21 protein-coding genes and 1 pseudogene are annotated in these 20,356 nt (G+C 44.0%); 19 read left to right on the forward strand and 3 right to left on the reverse strand.

Translation table 11 applies throughout. The features are described from left to right. Positions 1-8: 8 nt before the first annotated feature. From D2962_RS06210 to D2962_RS06235, 6 genes are all read left to right on the forward strand, one after another. The gene (locus D2962_RS06210) at positions 9-263 is read left to right on the forward strand and encodes a hypothetical protein (protein WP_162991123.1); all 255 of its coding nucleotides are present in this window, start codon (positions 9-11) and stop codon (positions 261-263) included. A 106-nt stretch (positions 264-369) separates the two neighbouring features. Continuing rightward, positions 370-1,041, forward strand: a complete 672-nt coding sequence (locus D2962_RS06215; RefSeq protein ID WP_122014501.1) for a DUF6338 family protein — start codon at positions 370-372, stop codon at positions 1,039-1,041. Between the two features lie 393 nt (positions 1,042-1,434). Further along, on the forward strand, positions 1,435-2,439 hold the full coding sequence (gene xerA, locus D2962_RS06220; protein ID WP_122014502.1) for a site-specific tyrosine recombinase/integron integrase: 1,005 nt from the start codon (positions 1,435-1,437) through the stop codon (positions 2,437-2,439). 50 nt (positions 2,440-2,489) lie between these two features. Then, the gene (locus D2962_RS06225) at positions 2,490-3,053 is read left to right on the forward strand and encodes a phage holin family protein (protein WP_122014503.1); all 564 of its coding nucleotides are present in this window, start codon (positions 2,490-2,492) and stop codon (positions 3,051-3,053) included. Next, a complete protein-coding gene (locus tag D2962_RS06230) occupies positions 3,046-3,780 on the forward strand; it encodes an N-acetylmuramoyl-L-alanine amidase (protein WP_122014504.1) in 735 nt (244 codons plus the stop codon). The genes D2962_RS06225 and D2962_RS06230 overlap by 8 nt, the downstream gene beginning before the upstream one ends. A 108-nt stretch (positions 3,781-3,888) precedes the next feature. Then, positions 3,889-4,158: a phage holin gene (locus D2962_RS06235; RefSeq protein WP_222927706.1), complete on the forward strand. Its 270-nt coding sequence runs from the start codon at positions 3,889-3,891 to the stop codon at positions 4,156-4,158. Between the two features lie 86 nt (positions 4,159-4,244). Here D2962_RS06235 and D2962_RS06240 read toward each other — a convergent pair whose 3' ends face one another. After that, positions 4,245-4,727 carry a PH domain-containing protein gene (locus tag D2962_RS06240; RefSeq protein ID WP_122014505.1) on the reverse strand — a complete coding sequence of 161 codons (483 nt, stop codon included), beginning with the start codon at positions 4,725-4,727 and terminating at the stop codon, positions 4,245-4,247. A 311-nt stretch (positions 4,728-5,038) separates the two neighbouring features. On the opposite strand from D2962_RS06240, the gene D2962_RS06245 reads away from it, so the two are divergent. Then, positions 5,039-6,838, forward strand: coding sequence for a DNA internalization-related competence protein ComEC/Rec2 (locus tag D2962_RS06245; RefSeq protein WP_122014506.1), 1,800 nt, complete (start codon positions 5,039-5,041; stop codon positions 6,836-6,838). A gap of 5 nt (positions 6,839-6,843) precedes the next feature. Next, the gene (gene holA, locus D2962_RS06250; protein ID WP_122014507.1) at positions 6,844-7,815 is read left to right on the forward strand and encodes a DNA polymerase III subunit delta; all 972 of its coding nucleotides are present in this window, start codon (positions 6,844-6,846) and stop codon (positions 7,813-7,815) included. A gap of 42 nt (positions 7,816-7,857) precedes the next feature. On the opposite strand, the gene D2962_RS06255 is transcribed toward holA, so the two are convergent. Further along, positions 7,858-8,496: a hypothetical protein gene (locus D2962_RS06255; protein WP_122014508.1), complete on the reverse strand. Its 639-nt coding sequence runs from the start codon at positions 8,494-8,496 to the stop codon at positions 7,858-7,860. Between the two features lie 115 nt (positions 8,497-8,611). Beyond that, the gene (gene rpsT, locus D2962_RS06260; protein WP_120767012.1) at positions 8,612-8,887 is read right to left on the reverse strand and encodes a 30S ribosomal protein S20; all 276 of its coding nucleotides are present in this window, start codon (positions 8,885-8,887) and stop codon (positions 8,612-8,614) included. Positions 8,888-9,030: 143 nt separating this feature from the next. Between rpsT and D2962_RS06265 the strand changes: the two genes are divergently transcribed. The 11 genes and pseudogenes from D2962_RS06265 to dnaK all read left to right on the forward strand — a co-directional run bounded on the left by D2962_RS06265 (position 9,031) and on the right by dnaK (position 20,351). Continuing rightward, the gene (locus D2962_RS06265; RefSeq protein WP_120767010.1) at positions 9,031-9,357 is read left to right on the forward strand and encodes a phage holin family protein; all 327 of its coding nucleotides are present in this window, start codon (positions 9,031-9,033) and stop codon (positions 9,355-9,357) included. A 13-nt stretch (positions 9,358-9,370) separates the two neighbouring features. Further along, positions 9,371-10,345, forward strand: a complete 975-nt coding sequence (gene gpr, locus D2962_RS06270) for a GPR endopeptidase (RefSeq protein ID WP_122014509.1) — start codon at positions 9,371-9,373, stop codon at positions 10,343-10,345. A gap of 60 nt (positions 10,346-10,405) precedes the next feature. After that, positions 10,406-11,608, forward strand: coding sequence for a stage II sporulation protein P (gene spoIIP / locus D2962_RS06275; protein ID WP_425456608.1), 1,203 nt, complete (start codon positions 10,406-10,408; stop codon positions 11,606-11,608). Positions 11,609-11,728: 120 nt separating this feature from the next. Next, positions 11,729-12,040, forward strand: coding sequence for a histidine kinase (locus D2962_RS06280; protein WP_122014510.1), 312 nt, complete (start codon positions 11,729-11,731; stop codon positions 12,038-12,040). A gap of 70 nt (positions 12,041-12,110) precedes the next feature. Next, positions 12,111-13,913 (forward strand): translation elongation factor 4, encoded by a 1,803-nt coding sequence (gene lepA / locus D2962_RS06285; RefSeq protein ID WP_120767007.1) that lies wholly within the window; start codon positions 12,111-12,113, stop codon positions 13,911-13,913. Between the two features lie 4 nt (positions 13,914-13,917). Next, the gene (hemW, locus tag D2962_RS06290; RefSeq protein WP_122014511.1) at positions 13,918-15,045 is read left to right on the forward strand and encodes a radical SAM family heme chaperone HemW; all 1,128 of its coding nucleotides are present in this window, start codon (positions 13,918-13,920) and stop codon (positions 15,043-15,045) included. Positions 15,046-15,136: 91 nt separating this feature from the next. Next, positions 15,137-16,168 (forward strand): heat-inducible transcriptional repressor HrcA, encoded by a 1,032-nt coding sequence (hrcA, locus tag D2962_RS06295; protein WP_120767005.1) that lies wholly within the window; start codon positions 15,137-15,139, stop codon positions 16,166-16,168. A 77-nt stretch (positions 16,169-16,245) separates the two neighbouring features. Then, entirely contained in the window at positions 16,246-17,637 is a 1,392-nt protein-coding gene (locus D2962_RS06300) for a TCP-1/cpn60 chaperonin family protein (protein ID WP_281273743.1), read from the forward strand. A gap of 19 nt (positions 17,638-17,656) precedes the next feature. After that, complete coding sequence (locus tag D2962_RS19855; protein ID WP_281273744.1) at positions 17,657-17,833, forward strand: hypothetical protein; 177 nt, start codon at positions 17,657-17,659, stop codon at positions 17,831-17,833. A 34-nt stretch (positions 17,834-17,867) separates the two neighbouring features. Then, positions 17,868-18,443 (forward strand): annotated as a pseudogene (grpE, locus tag D2962_RS19480) (nucleotide exchange factor GrpE); the annotation flags it as partial. A 30-nt stretch (positions 18,444-18,473) separates the two neighbouring features. Beyond that, positions 18,474-20,351 (forward strand): molecular chaperone DnaK, encoded by a 1,878-nt coding sequence (gene dnaK, locus D2962_RS06305; RefSeq protein ID WP_222927748.1) that lies wholly within the window; start codon positions 18,474-18,476, stop codon positions 20,349-20,351. Positions 20,352-20,356 lie beyond the last annotated feature (5 nt).

The following is a 20,356-nucleotide window of genomic DNA, read 5'->3' on the forward strand; positions in this document are numbered from 1 at the left end:
GGAGTGATATGATGCAACTTGGTAGAAAAATATATTATGAAAAGACAAATGGCATTGTAATATGGGATAAAGGTGAAATGTCAGGCGATGTACAAGAAACGACATTGGAACAAGACAAAGAATCAATGCCAGTATTAAAATTAATTACTCCTGAGCAATTAGGTGTTTTGCAATTAAGTTACGGGGAATATGCTGAAGAATTTGCGAGCTGCAGGGGATATAGAATAAATCCTGATACAGGGCGACTACAATTTATACAGTAGACTTATACTGTGCAACACGCCACAAGGGGTATTTTTTATTTTATGAAAATACATCTTCTTTTTAAATAAGATCTATAGTAGTATTGAATTGGAGGTGGTATCAGGAATGGAAGTCAAGGAAGTTATTGCTTTAATTCTGTTTGTGCTTCCTGGAATTTTAGCAGAAAAGATAAGTTATAAAATGGACTTTCCTTCTTCTGATAAAAGATCCGATTTTAATGAAATTGTTAACGGCATGTTGCTAAGCTTACCCATTGTTGTTCTTACGGGAGTTACGATGGCCCGGTTTAACGATATTAAAACTATTAAAGAATTTATTAATGCACTGGGCAACATAATGTTTTTATTAAAGTATTCCTTGCTTGTGGTCCTTATAGCAATTGCTACCGGCACAATTAAGGGGCTATCCGGAGACAATGTAAACTTTATAATTAACAAGGTTCGCTCATGGAATAAAAAAATGAATATCGACGATAAGTCCTGTTGGCGTCAAGTGTTCTTGGAGGAAAATGTGCCTCGCTATGTTAAAATCATAAAAGACGGGATAGTCCTAGGTGAAGGCTTTGCAAAGCATTATTCTCTACCTAATGAAGATATGGGCATAGTTTTGGAAGAGCACAAAGATATGGAATATTATAACACCCACCATCCGGAATACAAAGAGTATTTAAAGCTTTGCAAGACATACATCAATATAGAAAAAGGTGTCATAGTTGAGGTCTATGACACCAAAGAAGTTGAAAAGTATCTGATGAGTCTAAGCGAAAGTAATAAGTAATTAATTTTTTGGTGGCTTCGGTGGTATAAATGTAGGTGGATTAGCTGAGTGTTCTTCATTGCCTTTTCCCGGTTTTGGTCGTGGTGATGGGGCGGGTGAAGGCTTTAGCCTGGAAATAGGTTTCTTATCCGCCAAAAAAGATCCCTCCTTCCATGTCATATTTCTACAATCATTAATTTGAAAATTCGACGAAGGTAGGGTTTTTTCCTTTTAAAAATTAAACAATAAAATGCAAACTAAAGTTCGGACGTTGACTTGGGTTTTTAGACATGATATGGTATAATATGAGCAGGCTAGTCTGACCTGATCAGTCAGATAAAAAGCGCTTCCCGTAGGCGCCGCCTGCTTCAATCATTCTACGGGGCAAAAACACTTTACGGGGGTGTTCATATCATGCCTACTATTTCCCAATCATCTGAGGAACTTTTGCTTACCCAAATCTCATCCGAAGTCGTTTCATTATCTCCACAAATCGACCAAATTAAATTAAGAATGCGGTTGGCCGGTATTTTATCTTTATATGATGTCAGGCCGGCACAACTACCTGGTGCCCACCCGGATATCCAAGACAAGGTCCGGTTATTCCTGGCAGCTAAAAAGCTGGAAGGCTTGAGCCCGCTTACATTAGAGGGATATCAGCTTGAGCTTCGTATCTTCGCTGAGAAGGTCCGAAAACCTGTGACAGACATAACTACTGCCGACATAAGGGTATTTCTTGGGGATTTTCCGGATCTAAAGACCAGTTCGATATCAAAAAAGCTGTCGGTCCTGAAGAGTTTCTTCAGCTGGCTCACGGAGGAAGAAATCATCCCCCGGGACCCAACCAGGAAAATCAAGCCACCGAAAAAGGAACAGAGGATGCCGAAGGCGTTGACTATAGAGGAATTAGAGATGATCCGAGAGGCCTGCCAGACCTACCGTGAACGGGCACTCATCGAAGTGTTATATGCTACTGGATGCCGGCTGTCTGAAGTACAAGCTCTGAATCGAGACGATATCAATTGGCAAACAGCGTCGGCCCGAGTGATAGGAAAGGGTAATAAAGAGCGGGAAGTTTTCTTCTCATTCAAAGCCATGTATCACCTGCGGAAATATTTGATGAATCGGCTTGACCGAGAACCAGCCCTTTTTATCACGGAACGCCAGCCTTATCGAAGACTTTCCAAAAGAGGCATACAAAGAGAAATACATATCATAGCAGATCGGGCCGGCATTCAAAAAAGCGTTCATCCACATACTTTGAGGCATACCTTTGCTACCCTAACTTTGAACAATGGTGCCGATATAAGTACGGTTCAGGCCCTTCTTGGTCATGAGGACCCGGCCACAACGCAAGTATATGCTCAAATTAGTGATGAACACAAAAAAGAACAGTATAAAAAATATCATGTTCAATAGTAATCTTAGCCTCGGTTTATACCGAGGCTTTTATATTGGAGGTGTGATAGTTGCATGAATTAGAGCAATATTTTTCAAAAGCTTTTAACTCAGTCAAACCAATATGGGCTTTTTTTGTTGTTGCGGCAAATTATGTTTTATTTCCGGATGCAGCCTACATTCCTGCGGCTGGAGCCTTGGGCGGGGCGGTAGTGCTGGATATCATCACAAAATATTATGCCCTGGGTAAACGAAATGGCGGGATTCTAGCCGCTTTTAGGACCCACAAAATCAATAGTGAGAGTTTCTGGGAAGGAACAAAGATTAAGTTATTCAGCTATTTATCAATCATGATCCTGGCCGGTCTTAGTGTTAGAGTTACAATGCTGGATAGGGTAGCGGTGTTCTTGGCCACAGTAGCTTATTCAATCATGTTTTTACGTGAATCACAATCAGTCATGGAAAATCTTATCGATGCGGGTGCCACATGGCTAGAACCGCTGCTTAACTGGACAAAACGGAAGCAGGAAAAAGTGTTAGATCAGGACTTTGTAATACTATCATCAGAGACTGAAACTTCAAGTGTAGAAAAGCCTTTAGATTTGCCTACAAAGGAGGATGGAATAGATGGCTAAAATCTGTATTGACCCCGGGCACGGAGGACAAGATCGGGCCAACCGTGGGCCCACGGGATATATTGAGGCAGATGGAGTTTTGGACATATCTCTCCGCCTAGCTGCTAAACTTCGGGCCGCCGGTCACCAGCTGAAACTTACCAGAGAAAAAGATATGACACTATCTTTGGCTGAAAGAGCTCAAATTGCAAACAATTGGGGAGCGGATATTTTCATCAGCGAACACACCAATGCTGGCCCATCTGAAGCCAGAGGAGTAGAAGTGATTCACAGTATTCATGGTGGCCCAGGGCAAAAGCTTGCACAGCTTATTTACGATGAGCTTGTGGCCCTGGGACTTCCGGGTCGGAGGGTATTCAGCCGTGAAAGTAAAAATTACTCTGGCCAGGATTATTATGGTGTTATACGGATGACCAAGATGCCGGCAGTGATAGTGGAATCAGAGTTTCACACCCACCCTGAGGCTGAAAAGCTGCTCAAGGATCCTGCCTGGCGTGAGAAAATAGCGGAGGCCCAGGCTAAAGCTATTTTAAAATTTTTTGGTCAGAATGTTGCAAATAAAGGGGATGATAATTTGGTTAAAACAAAAGTATTATTTGATGGGGAAGAGTTGGAAGGAGTGATTATTGATAATAAGACTTATGTTGAAGTTAGAAAGCTTTGTGAAAAAGTTAAGTTGAAAGTATATTGGAATGATAAAAAGAAACAAGTGGAGGTGTCAAAATAATGGAAGATAAAATTTTAAACCTGGCCTATGACCTGCTGGCTATCCTGATACCGTTGTTGGCAGGTTTTTTAGTTGAGCTGCTTCGGCGGAAACTCGGGACGGAAAAAAATGCGAAAAATACAGGAGGAACTAACCGCAAAACAGGAACTTGCATTATTGGCTGTGCGGTTTGTGGAGCAGGTATACAAGGACCTACATGGCGAAGAAAAATATCAAAAGGCGGCAGAATGGCTTGTGGAACAGGCGGCAAAAATAGGGTTGAACCTGACCGCTGAAGAAGTGAAAGGGTTGATCGAGGCTGCCTTGCGAGAAATGAAAGATGTCTTCGGCGAAGAATGGGCTAATGCAATAGAGAAGAAAGAAGACACCCCCGGTTAAGGCCGGGGGATTTTTTTATTTGCTCTGAAGAAACTGTATGTAAAAGAAAAAGGGACCGTTTTTAGAGGGTCCCTTCTTATAATTTTTTATAGTCTTTCCTCATATTTTACACCTTGCTTATTCTTTTCAGCTCTTACCGCATTTCTTATCATTTCCTTTACCTCCATAGGTTTTTTCACATCATTAAGCTTAAGGACCGGGGTGGAAGGGTCTGTGGATGCTATTGTTATATCACCGATTCCCAGAGCTCTTTCTGTTATGCCCTGCTTTACAATAATGTCTTTAACCTTGATTAATTCCATCTCTTCTTGTTTTTTGCCTATAAGTCCCGTCTTTATTATAAGTCTTTGATTGGTAAGCATATAAGTAGTGGAATTGAGATTTGCTTTGTCCAGTGCTCTGGCCGTAAGGCCTGAAGGTTTCCCCTCCCATAAGATCTTTTCTTCGTCAATATATTCTTTTGTAGTCATTGATGTGGGTTGGGCATTTTGATCAAGTTTATTGCCACATGACGCACAAAATTTACTTCCAAGTTGATATTCCGCTCCACAATTAATGCAGAATGGCATAAGAATTCCTCCCTTTTTACAATTATTAAAAAAAATTATTCTACAAAAAGCATTATTTTCCTTTATTTTTGACAAAAATTTTATTATAAGAAATTTTACTTCTGTATTTTAGAATTGCTCTTTTGTTTCTACTCCAAGAGCACAAAAACAATAATAATTTCTATCCGTCAAAAATTCGTCAAAAAAATTTTTCATTTTTATTCAATTTTATACTCATCATTAAAAAACAAAAACCCCGCAAAACCTTGATTTTACGGGGTTTGTTCTGAAATATTCGTTTAGGTTCGAAGTAAAATTTATTTTCCCGGGAAATAGAATTTATCGGCCCGTATTCCGTAAATCCCTTTATCAGGGCTGCCTATTCATTAAGAGAAAGTATTTCGGCGTTCTATGAAAAAAATCTTTCCCCAGACCTTTCCTCGCTGCTTGTGGGCATCGTTCTGGGCTTAAAAGGCAATATTTCAGACCAAACCCTGAGGGCCTTTTCGGATTCGGGTACACTCCATTTGCTAGCCGTGTCCGGTATGAATACTGCCATCATCTATGGGGTACTTCAGAGTATTTTTGATTTCTTTAATTTTCCCCGCATTTTTTCCTTTTTGGCAGGTTCAGCGGCTATAATATTTTACTCCTTCATGGCAGGCCTATCCCCTTCGGTGTCAAGAGCTGCAGTCATGATTGTGGTATTAATGCTGGGCAGGTTGGTAGGAAGGGAAAACGATGCTCTAAACTCCCTCGGCTTTGCGGCGGTATTGCTGCTTCTAATAAATCCCTTAAACCTTTTTTCCGTCAGTTTTCAGCTTTCCTTTGCCGCCACCCTTGGGATTATCCTTTTTTATAAAACCTTTCGGGATATTCTTTCGTCCCTTCCGCATTTTCTCAGGGACTCCCTGGCGATAGTAATGTCCGCTCAAATGACGGTATGGCCTTTTGCGGCGTACTATTTTCACCGGGTTTCTCTGATAGGTTTCATTTCAAATCTATTTATAGTTCCTGTGGTAAGTCTTGTATTGATAGCCGGCATAATTTCGGGCTTGGTGGGCATCATCTTTCCGCCATTGGGAGCGGTGCTTGTTAAAATAGCCGGCCTTCTGCTGACCTTCGCGGAAAGGGCTGCGGTCATAAGTTCCGGGGTTCCTCTGTCAGTCCTGGTAGTACCAGTATTATCCCCCATTATTATCATTCTGTATTTTATATTGATAGCCATTATTTTTAACATCATCCCGGTTCCTTTCGCTGCGGCACCTCAAGTAAAAAAAGCTTGTGCAGCAGTGCTGGCAGCGGTGTTTTTTTTACTAATAATCCCCAAAAACTCCGGCCTTGAAGTGACCTTTGTGGATGTAGGCCAGGGGGATTGCATCTTTATAAGGACGGAAAACGGAGGCACGGTGTTAATAGATGGTGGGGGAACGCCCGCATATTACACCGGGGATTTTGATGTGGGGTCGGCGATTGTGGAGCCCTTTTTGTACGGCAGGGGTGTTGATCACATCGATGTTATGATTTTCAGCCACTTTGACGATGACCATGCCAGGGGATTATTGACAGTTTTAAGAGATATGAAGGTAACCACGGTAATTTACGGCAAACCTGCAGGTTCGGACATTTACAAAGACATGCTGGAAATTGCCCAAAGTAAAAAGATAAGGTTGATTCAGGTAGGCCGCGGCGATAAATTTTATATGGGGGAAACGGTCTTTGAAGTATTGAACCCTTCCCGGGACAGTACTTTAGCTAATGACAATGACAATTCCGTGGTATTAAAAATGACATTTGACAACATGAGTTTTTTGTTTACAGGAGACCTTGGGTTTGAAGGCGAGAGGCAGCTTTTAAACTCAGGATTGGATCTTGAAGCAGAAGTATTAAAGGCGGGACATCACGGCAGTGCCACATCCACTTCAGGGGAGTTTCTTTCAAGGGTGAATCCCACCTTTGCGGTGATTTCTGCCGGCAAGGACAACAGCTTTGGCCATCCATCTCCGAAGGTTCTGGACATGTTAAAGCAAAAAGGCATTAAAATTTTTCGCACAGACCTTCAGGGAGCGGTGACCTTTAAAATACAGAAAAATAATGTTAAAATATTTACATCAATTCCCGGGGAGATGTGAAAATTATGGAAAATCTCCAGCTGTTTTTCGGTGATGAGAAGTTATTAATAAAAGAAGAGATAGAAAAAATAAAAACCGCAATGATTCCTGCGCATCTTGAAGCAGTTAACTTTATCGGTCTTGACGGTAAAACCGTGTCCGAGGATGAAATAATCAATGCCGTCATAACAGTGCCGATGCTCCAGGACAAAAAACTGGTGGTAGTGTATGACGCCCGTTTTTTTGAGAGCACTAAAAATGAAAAAGACGGGCAGGAATCCGACAAAAAGGATGATTTTGCAAAATTTTTACAAAAAGTGCCTCCATATACCCAGCTCATATTTACCTGCGAAAAAGTGGATAAGAGGAAAAAAATCTTTAAATTAATCCAGAAGGAAGGTATTGTCCGGGAGTTCCCGGCGCCATCCCTCAAGGAGAAAGCCCTGTGGGTGCAAAAGAGGGCGGAACTCTACGGTAAGAAGATGGATTTATCCGCAGCATATTTCATGGCCCAGTACACCAGGGACCTCTATCAAACTGACATGGAACTTAAAAAGGTAACGGCCTTTGCAGGTGAAAAACAGACCATACAACAAAATGAAATTCAGTCAATATTTTCAAAATCCCTGGAAAACAACATTTTTGATTTGATGGATTATATGGGCATGAAAAAACCAGCGCTGGCTATTGCTATCCTGAATGATTTATTATTGCAGGGTGAAAAGGGAATTGTAATCCTTTTTATGATTTCAAAACACATTATGGACCTAATCTCGGTGAAATCCTTACAAAATGCGGATTATCAGGAAATAAAACAAAAGCTGAATCTACATCCTTTTGTTCTAAAAAAAGCCATTGAACAGGCCAAAAACTTTTCCCAGGAGGAATTAAGACAGGCTCTAAAATGGTGTCAACAACTGGACCTTGACATAAAAAGGGGAAAAATTGATGACAGAAAGGGTATAGAATTGTTTATCACAAGGATAGCAACAAAATAAAAGGAGGTCACTTTTCCGGTGGGAAAAAGTGACCCCTTTTGTTTACTGATACCTGGAAGGTTGCTGCTGTCTGGCCGGTGCTACGGTCTGGGCTGTATGCTGACCGAATTCCTGGTTGTAGGCCGATGTCCTGTACTGCTGTTGCTGACCTTTAGCCGGCGCCACGGTCTGGGCTGTGTGCTGGCCGAATTCCTGGTTGTAGGCCGAAGTCCTGTACTGTTGCTGCTGACCTCTGGCCGGTGAAACCGGTTGAGCCGTATGCTGACCGAATTCCTGATTATAGGCTGCCATCCTCGCCTGCGGAGTGCCGGTCGAAATTGTCTGCCCTATTTGAGGCTGATACTGCTGCCCCGCGTAGCCGAACTGTCCGGCCTTTCTCTGGGCTTCGGCCTGAGTTACCTGTGTTCCAATATCCCGACTGACCGAAGTTAACTGCTGCAATTGCCGTGAAAGATCATTGCACATCCTCTGCATCATACTGAGCTGTTCAGTGGCTTTCTGTTCGGCCTGTTGCAGCTGCTGAAGCCTTTGAGCTGTGGCGGATTCAGAAGAAGATAATTGAGAAAGCTGCATGGCATTGTTCTGTTCAGCCCGGGAGAGTTGATTAACTATCTGGTTAAAATTGTTAAGGTTTTGCTGGAACTGCTGAATCTGCTGCTGAAGCTCCATTACTTTATCCAAGTCAACCACCTCCAGGTATTTTTGAGATTAGATATTCTAATCTCATAATTATTTTTTCTCAAAACAACTTAAATTAAACTGGAAAAAAAATCGCGTAAGCGACGGCTTACGCTGATTAACTTACTGCTATGTTGGATTGTGACATCCTCTTATAAAGGCTGGATTTTTTACGGGCAGCGGCATTTTTGTGAATAACACCTTTGGAAGCGGCCTTATCAATGGCCTTTATGGCATTGACCAGGCTGGTTTTGATGCTTTCGGAATCGGCTGATTTTAAAGCCTCGGCGAATTTTTTAATGGAAAATCTCATTTGAGATTTAACCAGATTATTCCTGAGCGTCCTGGTTCTGGCCTGGCGGACTTTCTTCTTGGCCGATGCAATATTTGGCAAAACTTTTCACCCCCTTGAAATGCTAGACATTATTCTATCATTTCATTTGTTAAAATGCAAGGGACAAAAAGATTTCTGTCCTGCATATTATAAAAATCTTAAGGTTAATATAATAAAAGAATACAAATTGGAGGTGATAATTTATGGTAGGTATGATAATTAGGTTTATTGTTTCAGCGCTGGTGTTGATGCTGGTAAGTTTTATCCTGCCCGGTTTCAAGGTGGCAGGCTTTACAGGAGCCCTGATTGCGGCTATCGTCATAGCCATACTGGGCTTTATAGTGGAAAGTCTTTTAGGCAATAAGATTTCCCCGCAAAACCGGGGTATAGTGGGCTTTATCACGGCGGCAGTGGTCATATATTTCGCCCAGTTCCTGGTTCCCGCCATGAGTGTTACATGGTGGGGAGCTCTGCTTGCTTCTCTTGTAATAGGTATTATTGATGCCTTTGTGCCCACCGAGCTTCGATGAGGAGGGGTAGATTATAAACAAAAACATTCGCACCGATCTCGCCATCGAAGCAAGGGAGCTTACAGGCGGCAAGGAACTCTCCGGGGTGCGGGTCGATACTGAAAAATCTGATGAAATGACCATCAGCAGGGTCAGGATAGAAAACGAGGCTGGAGCCGAAGCCATGGGTAAACCCATGGGTTATTATGTCACGCTGGAAGTGCCTCGCCTCAAGGAAAAAGATCCGAAACTTACCGAAGAAGTCAGTAAAAATATGGCCGAGGAAATAAAAAATATGATAGATTTACCGGCCGATGCTACCATACTTGTCATAGGTCTGGGCAACTGGAATGTAACACCGGATTCTCTGGGGCCCAAGGTTGTCAGCAGACTGATTATCACCAGACATCTGATGGAAATAATGCCCGATAAATTTAACACGGAAAATGGAATCCGTCCCGTTTGCGCTCTGGCACCAGGAGTTCTCGGAATAACCGGCATAGAAACCAGCGAAGTAATCAAGGGTCTGGTAGAAAAGGTAAAACCCCAACTTGTCATTGCCATTGATGCCCTGGCAGCAAGAAGTATGGAGCGCATCAGCACCACCATCCAGATAGCCGATACCGGTGTTTATCCGGGTTCCGGGGTAGGTAATCGCCGCATGGGCATTACTGAAGAAACCATAGGTGTTAAAGTTATTGCCATAGGAGTGCCCACAGTAGTGGATGCGGCTACCATGGCCAATGACACTCTGGACATGTTGATAGGCCAGTTTACCCGACAGGCAAAACCCGGCAGTGATTTTTATAGACTGTTGCAGGATCTGGACAAAGACGAAAAATATAAATTAATACAGGAAGTCATGTCTCCTTTTGTGGGACAACTGGTAGTAACTCCAAAGGAGATAGATTCCCTGATAGATAACACAGCCAGGACGCTGGCCGGGGGTTTAAACCTGGCCCTTCATCCCGGGATAAGTTATGAGGAGGTGAGCACTTTTCTCCAATAAAAATGAGGCAAAAAAAGCCTCATTTTTTTTGTGTACGGTGAATATGTTTTATGGGAGGAAGTGATAGACTTGATAAGGTTTAAAGTAATAAAAATTAAAAAATACATACTATTTGCAGTTTTAGGCATTTTAATTTTGGGTTTGGTTGCTTCGGTGATCAGAACCGGCCTTTCTCCAAAAGTAGTTCCGGTTTTCGGCAGTTCGGGCAAAAAAAATATTGATATTAATATAAATTTCGTACATAGGTTGGATAATGGGTTCCTCAGGAAACTCATATGCTGGGGTTTACCTGTGATCAATGCCGTAAACAATGAACGATTTCCCCTGGTAAATTATATTTCCCTGGCAAGAACTGCATTCCGGATGATGACAAATGTGGATTTAGATAACCCGAGAAGTTATTTTTCAATACAGGTTCCCATTATAAGTATTGTCAAGACGGAAATGGTTTCGACGCCAGGAGTGGAACTGCCCCCGGAAAATCCCCCAACGGTGGAAAATGAACATGAACCCTCGACAAATCCGCCAGAAGTTCCGGAACCTGACACATCGGCGGCAGAGGTGGAAAAAATCGTGCCCATGAAGGGAAAGCCGCTGGTTCTAATATACCATACCCATACCACGGAATCATATATGCCTTCAAAAAACTATAACTACAACCCCAGAGATAAGGCATACCATACCAATGACCTTAGATTCAGCGTAGCAAGAGTTGGAGATGTAATGGCCGACGAACTAAATAAGATGGGCATCCCTACTTTACATGACAAGACCGTGCATGATGTGCCCACATACATGACATCGTATACCAATTCCCTGAAGACTGTGGAACAAATTCTCAAAACAAATCCATCCATAAAAATAATAATAGATCTTCACCGCGATGCCCCTACGGCAGATCCTCAAAAATCAAGGGAATTGACCACAGTTAAGATTGACGGCAAGACCTATTCTAGAATCATGCTGGTCATCGGCAGCGACAAGGTATTTCCACACCCGCACTGGAAGGAGAATTACCGGTTCGGTGTTCTAGTCAATAATAAGCTTGAAGAACTCTATCCGGGCATTTCCAGAGAGATAGATTTAAGGGAGCAGAGGTTTAACCAGCATCTTTCCAAAAAGGCTATTCTTGTGGAAATAGGCAGTCACGGGAATACCATGGAGGAATCCATAGAATCCGCAAAAGCCTTTGCCCGGGCGCTCTCAGAAGTAGTAAAAAGTTTGACGCTGCTGAATGAAAATGAAAATATTGGCCAACAATAAAAAAATAAGAACAACATCTGACTTCTGGCCTCCGACATCTGATATGTTACCGGTGCTGCACAAGTCGTTCGCTAAGGCAAACTGTGCACCTCCTTCATCTTTATTAAAAGGTGAGTATCTGTGAACTATAAGGATTTATTGACATTGATTATCATCTTTCTTTTTGTTTTAGCCCTGGGACTTCGGGCGGCCGAAGAGGGCGTGTATGCCACTATGGGTATCGATAAAAGGCCCGCAAGTTTTGACTTTGATTTCGATGCCCGGGACAGGTCCTATGACTTTTCCATTTTGGGCAGACACTGGCAATTTGCCAGTACATTCAAGATAGCCGATTTCTATGCCGACAGGAAAAAGGTCAACATAAGAATTTCAGGAAGGGATATAAAGTTTCATCCTCTTGTAAACCTGGGGTTCAAGTTAAGAGCGGGGTAAATCTTGATAAAAAATCCGCCGAAATGTATAATTGAATGTAAAAAGGGCTGAAGAAAATGAGGTGGAATAAATGTCTATACCCCGCGAAAGAATCAGGAATTTCTGTATAATAGCCCACATTGACCACGGAAAATCAACCCTGGCCGATAGACTGCTGGAATATACCGAGACCATACCCCCTCGCGAGATGGAAGACCAGGTTCTTGATAAAATGGAACTGGAGCGGGAGAGGGGTATCACCATCAAAGCCCAGGCGGTTAGGATGATATACCACGCCGATGACGGGCACGACTATCTTTTGAATCTAATAGATACACCCGGACATGTGGATTTTAACTATGAGGTTTCAAGAAGCCTGGCCGCCTGCGAAGGTGCTCTGCTGGTGGTAGACGCCACCCAGGGTATAGAGGCCCAGACTCTGGCCAACACTTATCTTGCACTGGAACATAATCTGGAGATAGTGCCAGTAATAAATAAAATTGACCTCCCCAGCGCCGACCCCGAAGAAACCAAAAGAGAGATAGAAGAGGTAATCGGGCTTTCCACCGAAGAAGCCGTTTTGACTTCGGCCAAAGAAGGCACAGGGGTGAAGGATGTACTGGAAGCCATTGTTAAATTTATCCCTCCCCCAAAAGGCCGCATTGAGGACCCGTTGAGGGCTCTCATATTCGACTCCTTTTACGACTCGTACAAGGGGGCTGTGGCCTTTGTGCGTGTCATGGAAGGGGAAATATCACCGAAAAAGGTCATTAAAATGATGTCAACAGGCAAGAGCTTTGAAGTTACCGAAGTGGGCGTTTTTAAGCCCGACATGGTATCCGTTGACAGCTTGAAAGCTGGAGAGGTCGGGTATGTGGTGGCCAGTATAAAAAATGTTACCGACACCCGGGTGGGAGACACCATCACCGATGCTGAAAGGCCTGCGGAAAAACCGCTGCCCGGTTATAAAAAAGCGGTGCCCATGGTATTTTGCGGCATGTACCCTGCCGAAGGCGAGGATTATGAAAATCTAAAAGACGCGCTGGGCAAGTTGCAATTAAATGATGCAGCCCTGTTTTTTGAACCTGAAACTTCGGCGGCTCTCGGATTCGGATTCCGATGCGGTTTTCTGGGATTGCTGCACATGGATGTGATTCAGGAACGCCTTGAGCGGGAATATAACCTGAACCTTATCACCACTGCCCCCAGTGTCATTTACAAAGTCACCAGGACCAGCGGGGAGCAGATCAACGTGGACAACCCCACTAATTTTCCGCACCCAACGGAAATAGAATATATTGAAGAGCCTTATGTAGACGCGTCCATCATGCTTCCTACCGAATATGTGGGTACGATCATGGAGCTTTGCCAGGATAAGCGCGGGACCTTTAAGGATATGCAGTATATAAATGAAAAGAGGGTAATATTAAAATATGACATGCCCCTTTCGGAAATAATTTACGATTTCTTTGACCAACTCAAATCCAGATCCAGGGGCTATGCATCCCTGGATTATGAGCTTTCGGGCTATAAAAAATCCGAGCTTGTCAAGCTGGATATCCTTATAAACGGAGAAATAGTGGATGCTCTGTCTTTTATCGTTCACAAGGATAAGGCGAATAGCCGGGGCCGGCAGATGGTGGAAAAGCTAAAAGAAGTAATTCCCCGCCATCTTTTCGAGATACCCATACAGGCTGCTATAGGAGGCAAGATCATTGCCCGGGAAACAGTAAGTGCCCTGAGGAAAAATGTTCTTGCAAAATGCTACGGCGGTGATGTCACCAGAAAGAAAAAGCTTCTTGAAAAACAAAAAGAAGGCAAGAAGCGGATGCGCCAGCTGGGGAATGTGGAAGTGCCCCAGGAAGCCTTCATGGCTGTATTGAAAATGGAGTAACAATATGAATGAAATTTCTCTATATATCCACATTCCCTTTTGCGTCAAAAAATGCAATTACTGTGACTTTAACTCCTATGCTGCGCCGGAACTGGTGCCTTCCTATATGGAAGCCTTACAAAAGGAAATCTCATTATATAGATACATGAATCGTCCGGTAAAAACAGTATATATCGGCGGAGGAACCCCAACCCTTCTAAGTGAAAAAGACCTGGAGACCTTGATAGACTGCATCCGCCGGCGCTTCAAAATAAAATCCAACGCCGAATTTACCATAGAAGCCAATCCCGGCGCTTCAAGCCGGGAAAAGCTTTTGCTTTTAAGAAATCTCGGGGTAAACAGACTGAGCCTGGGACTTCAAGCTTACCAGGACAGGCTTTTGAAAGTCATGGGCAGGATTCATTCGGCGAAGGAATTTGAAGAAAGTTTCAAAACCGCCAGGCAAGCAGGTTTTGACAATATAAATGTAGATGTGATATTTGGCCTGCCCTGGCAGACCCTTTCGGACTTCATGGAAACTCTGGAATATCTGGCCAAACTTTCTCCGGAACATATATCCTGCTATTCGCTGACAGTGGAAGAAGGTACCGTATTTTACAAATGGCAGCAACAGGGCTTGCTGGAACTCCCGGGCGAGGATGAAGAGCGGGCCATGTACCATAAAGCCGTGGAATATCTAAAGAGGCAAGGATTTATCCATTATGAAATATCTAATTTTGCAAAACCAGGCCGGATGTCCCGGTACAACATGGCCTGCTGGGAATATGAAGATTATCTTGGCCTCGGTGCGGGAGCCCATTCCTTTATGGATGGCCTCAGGTTTTATAACTACCTCTCCCCGCAGCAATATATAAAATGCCTGTCACAAAAAATGCTTCCGGTGGCGAAAACGGAACATATAGATATCCGGGAGCAGCAGGCGGAATTTTGTTTTTTAGGGCTGAGGCTGATAGAGGGATTGAATAAAGAAGCTTTTAAAAAACGTTTCGGAAAGGATATTCATCAAATTTACGGCAGTACCATCGAAAAACTTTTAGCATCGGGCTTGCTTGAAGAAGATGATATACATTTGAAGCTCACTTACCGGGGCCTGGACCTGGCCAACGAAGTATTTGTAGAATTTTTGCCTTAATCTTCTTGACAAAAAAAATCCGAAGTGATATTTTTTTAATTAGAATTTTAGCACTCTCGTGTTAAGAGTGCTAAAAAGAGGTGAGAGTTATATGCTGGATGAAAGGAAAATGAAAATACTTTCAGCTATCATAGATGACTATATAGCCACGGCCGAACCCATTGGTTCCAGGACCATAGCCCGAAAATATCACATCGGAATTAGCCCGGCCACGATCCGCAACGAAATGGCGGACCTGGAAGAACTGGGATACCTATCTCAGCCCCATACATCGGCGGGGCGCATACCATCCAATAAGGGATACAGGTTTTATGTGGACTTTCTGATGCCTTCAAGGAAGCTGGATGAATACGAGCAATCCTTTATAAAGAAGCTTCTCAAAAAGCGTGTCAAAGAACTGGAGGACCTGATCGAAGAGGCGGGAAAGGTCATATCCAAACTTACCAGCTATACCGCCATCATTCTGGGGCCCCAGCTTGAATGCAGCAGGTTGAAGCACGTGCAGATAATACGGCTGGAAGAAAAGAAAGGCCTCATGATCATAGTAACCAATTATGGTACCGTCAGCCATCACATTATAGAGATACCTCAGAATTTGACGGATTCGGATTTGCAGAGAATATCAAATGCATTAAACAGCAATCTCGGGGGGAAAGCCCTTGAAGAAATAACTCCAGAAGTTATGAATTCCATAAAAGATGACATGATAGAATATGACAGTGTTTTAAATATACTGCTGGATTTGTTGATGGAAAACCTTGACGACACAAAAGAGAATAGTAAGGTCTACGCCTCGGGAAGTTCCAGGATGCTGGAGTTTCCAGAATTCAGGGATGTGGAAAGGGCCAGGAATTTTCTATCTCTCCTGGAACAGCATGACCTGATCACAAGGGCTCTCAAGACTGCATGCAAGCCCAACACCATAACAGTTACCATAGGCAGTGAAAATCCCTGGAGCGAATTTCAAGAACTGAGCATTGTTACCACAGGTTTTTTCGTTGAGGATAAAAACCTGGGCATTTGCGGCATAATTGGCCCCACCCGCATGGAATACTCTAAAGTTTTTTCCATACTTGAGAAAGTAACCGACTATCTCAACAAAGCCATTACATCACTATTGTAAGATACACCGGATTTAAACCTCGACCCTATGGGCGGGGTTTTCTTCCGCATTCGTAAATTATTAAGGAGGTTTTGATATTGACATTCAAGGATAACAGCGCCCAGGAAGTGGATGAAAAACTGGCAGCTCTCATCACCAATTCCAATGCCATAAGAGCCGTCGCATCGGCCGTTGAAGGCACCATCGGTCCCAAAGGTCTGGACATAATGCTGGTGGACCGTTTTGGAGAGGTTACCATCACCAACGATGGAGTTACGATTTTAAAGCAGATGGATGTAAACCATCCGGCAGCTAAAATGCTCATCAACATCGCAAAAGCCCAGCAGGAAGAGGTAGGAGACGGGACCACCACGGCCACCATTATGGCGGGAACCATGGTTTCCGAAGGCGTGAACCAGATATTGAAGGGTGTACCTGTGGCCCGGGTCATAGAGGGCGTAAAATACGGGGTAAAAAAAGCCCGGGAGATTCTGAGCGCGAACATCATTCCGGTCAGGGATATAAATGACCCGGCACTGAAGAATATAGCCCTCATAGCCGGAAGGGAGCATGAGGACATTGCAGAGCTCGTCACAAAGGCGGCAAAACTTATCGGTGAAGAAAAACTTAGAGAAAAGAATTTCAAATTAAAGGACATTGTAATGTCCCGGGCGGGAGCAGACAATGAGGTTTTTATGGGCATAATAATTGATAAGGAAAAAATGAATAAACAGATGCCCGACGAAATCAACGATGTAAAGGTGCTTTTGATAGATGATGCTCTGGAACCCGAAGAAATTGCCCCAGAAGCCCTCAGGACGGAAGCAGGATTTACCCGTTATCTGGAACTCAAGCAGGAGTTCAAGGAGAACCTTAAGAAAATAATGGATTTGAATATAAATCTCATACTGGTGGATAAAAATGTAAGCGATGAGGCCGAGGAACTCCTGACCGATGCAGGCATTATAGTACTGGAAAGGGTATCAAGAAAAGACCTGGAGAGGGTGTCGGAACATACCGGCGCAAGGATAATAAAGCGTATGGGCCTTAAAAAGCCGGCACAAGAGATACAAAACTACATAGGCCGGGCCGATAAGGTATATGAAGATGAGAAACTGGAGCAGATAAGGATAGTGGGAGGCAAGGGCAAACCCATGGCCACCATCCTGGTGGGGGCAGCCACCGAGGAAATAGTCGGCGAAAGGGAACGTATAGCCAGGGATGCCGCTTCATCCCTGCAAGCTGCCGTGCTTTTCGGCATGGTTCCGGGCGGCGGAGCCGTGGAAATGGCCATATCCCGGGAACTGGAAAAAGAAAAGGATAAAATGAAGAGCATGGCTTCGTACGGGGTGGAATGCGTATGTGCCGCCCTTAAAAGGCCCCTGGCCCAGATTGTGTATAATGCAGGATTTAACCCCCTGGAAAAGATGGAAGAAGTAAATTTCACCCAATCTGAAAAAAAACAGCTTCTCCATCGGAATCAACTGTGAAACCGGAGAAGTGGCGGATATGGTGGAACTCGGGGTGCTAGACCCTGCCCTGGTAAAGCTGCATGCCATCAAGGCTGCAGGGGAAGTTACCGAAGCTATTCTCAGGATAGATACCATAATCAAGAAGAAGGACGAATCAGTTCCGAGCAAGCCCGGGGCCGAAACGCCAAATGGCATGGCTGAAATGGATTTTTAAAACATTTTAAAACAAAAGAGGTGAGGTGATCCAAATGAATTTAAAGCCCGGGGAAGAAAAGGATAAAGATGTGGAAAACGCCCTGAAAGAAAAAGATGATGGCAGCACGGGTACGGGCGATGAAGAAATAAAAGAAGAAAGTAACAGCGAGAATGATTTAAAACAAAAACTTGAAACTCTGGAAAAGACCATTGAAGATCAACAAAAGCAAATCGATGAATACAAGAACCGCTGGTATAGAGCCCAGGCGGATTTCGACAACTTTAGAAAAAGAACTCAAAAAGAAATTCAGGATATTCATCTCTATGCAGGGGAACAGTTGATTAAAGATATCCTTCCCGTGGTGGACAATTTTGAAAGGGCCATGGACTCCATAGAGGACAGGGAAGGCCCCATTTATAAGGGAATCCAGCTTATTTACCAGCAGCTCAAAAAAGTGCTGGAAAAATATGATGTAAAAGAAATCGATGCTCAGGGCAAGACCTTTGACCCCAGGTTCCACGAGGCGGTCATGCAGGTGGAAAGCCAGGAATATGAAAATGATACCGTAATTGAAGTCTTGCAAAAGGGTTATTTATTCCATACAAAAGTCATAAGACCCAGCATGGTCAAAGTTGCTAAAAATAACGGAGGTGTTTTTATGGGTAAAGTAATCGGTATTGATCTTGGTACTACAAACTCAGTAGTTGCATATATGGAAGGAGGCCAGCCTGTAGTTATTCCCAATGCCGAGGGGTCAAGACTTACTCCTTCCGCAGTAGCTTTTACAAAGGACGGTGAGCGCCTGGTAGGGCAGCTCGCAAAACGTCAGGCTATCACGAATCCCGAAAGAACCATACTATCTATTAAAAGGCACATGGGTACCGACTATAAGGTAAATATAGACGGCAAAGCCTACACTCCTCAGGAAATATCTGCCATGATTTTACAAAAGCTAAAACAGGATGCGGAAAGTTATCTGGGAGAAAAAATTACCCAGGCGGTAATCACCGTACCCGCGTACTTTACTGACAGCCAGAGGCAGGCCACAAAAGATGCGGGTAAGATCGCAGGCCTTGAAGTGCTGAGGATCATCAATGAACCTACGGCTTCAGCTCTGGCTTACGGCCTCGATAAAGGGGAAGATCATACCATACTGGTCTTTGACCTGGGAGGCGGCACTTTCGATGTTTCCATACTGGAACTCGGTGATGGTGTCTTTGAGGTCAAAGCCACCAGCGGAAACAACCGCCTGGGTGGTGACGATTTTGACCAGCGCATCATCGATTATGTAGCAAATGAATTTCAGAGAGAACACGGCATAGATTTACGAAAAGACCGCATGGCCCTTCAGAGATTGAAAGAGGCCGCGGAAAAAGCCAAAATAGAATTGTCCAGCATGGTGACCACCAACATCAATCTTCCCTTTATCACCGCCGATGCCAGCGGTCCCAAGCACCTGGACATAACTCTTACCAGGGCTAAATTTGAAGAACTTACGCGAGACCTGGTGGAAGCTACCATGGGACCAACCCAGAGGGCTTTAAGCGATGCCGGGCTCAAGCCCCAGGACATCGACAAGGTCATACTGGTGGGAGGCTCTACCAGGATTCCTGCAGTGCAGGAAGCCATCAAAAAGTTCATCGGCAAGGAGCCCCATAAAGGTGTCAACCCGGACGAAGTGGTAGCCATGGGTGCTGCCATCCAGGCAGGAGTACTGGCAGGCGAAGTTCACGATGTGGTGCTTCTGGATGTCACTCCGCTTTCCCTGGGTATAGAGACCCTGGGGGGCGTGTTTACAAAGCTTATAGAAAGGAATACCACCATACCCACATCCAAGAGCCAGATATTCACGACGGCGGCCGATGGCCAGACAGCGGTGGATATACATGTGTTACAGGGCGAACGGCCCATGGCAGCCGACAATGTCACCCTGGGCAGATTCCAGCTCACCGGAATTCCTCCGGCCCCCAGGGGAGTGCCCCGCATCGAGGTAACTTTTGACATCGATGTGAACGGCATAGTCCACGTTTCTGCCAAAGATTTAGGCACCGGCAAGGAGCAAAAAATTACCATAACTTCATCCACAGGTTTGAAAGAAGAAGAAATACAGAGGATGGTCAAAGACGCCGAAAAATATGCAGAAGAGGACAGGAAGAAAAAAGAAAAGATTGAAGCAAAGAACCATGCGGATTCCCTCATATACCAGTCCGAAAAGATGCTGGGTGATTTAAAGGATAAAATAAGCCAGGAAGATGTCGATAAGGTGAAAAAAGAGATAGAAAATGTCAGGAAGGCTCTGGAATCCGACGATGTTGAAAGGATAAAGAAAGCCACTGATGACCTGACCAAGGTGTTTTACGATATTTCTTCAAAACTGTATCAATCAGCAGGCCAGGGAAACCCCGGAGCAGGTCCAAACTTTAACCCCGGAGCGGGAGCGAATCCCTTCGGTGGAGGAGCGGCCAATGAAAGTAAAAAAGACGAAAAGGTAGTGGATGCGGACTATAAAGTGATGGATGACAATGATAAGAAATAAAAGCG

This window comes from Biomaibacter acetigenes (assembly GCF_003691585.1).
Taxonomy (GTDB): domain Bacteria; phylum Bacillota; class Thermosediminibacteria; order Thermosediminibacterales; family Tepidanaerobacteraceae; genus Biomaibacter; species Biomaibacter acetigenes.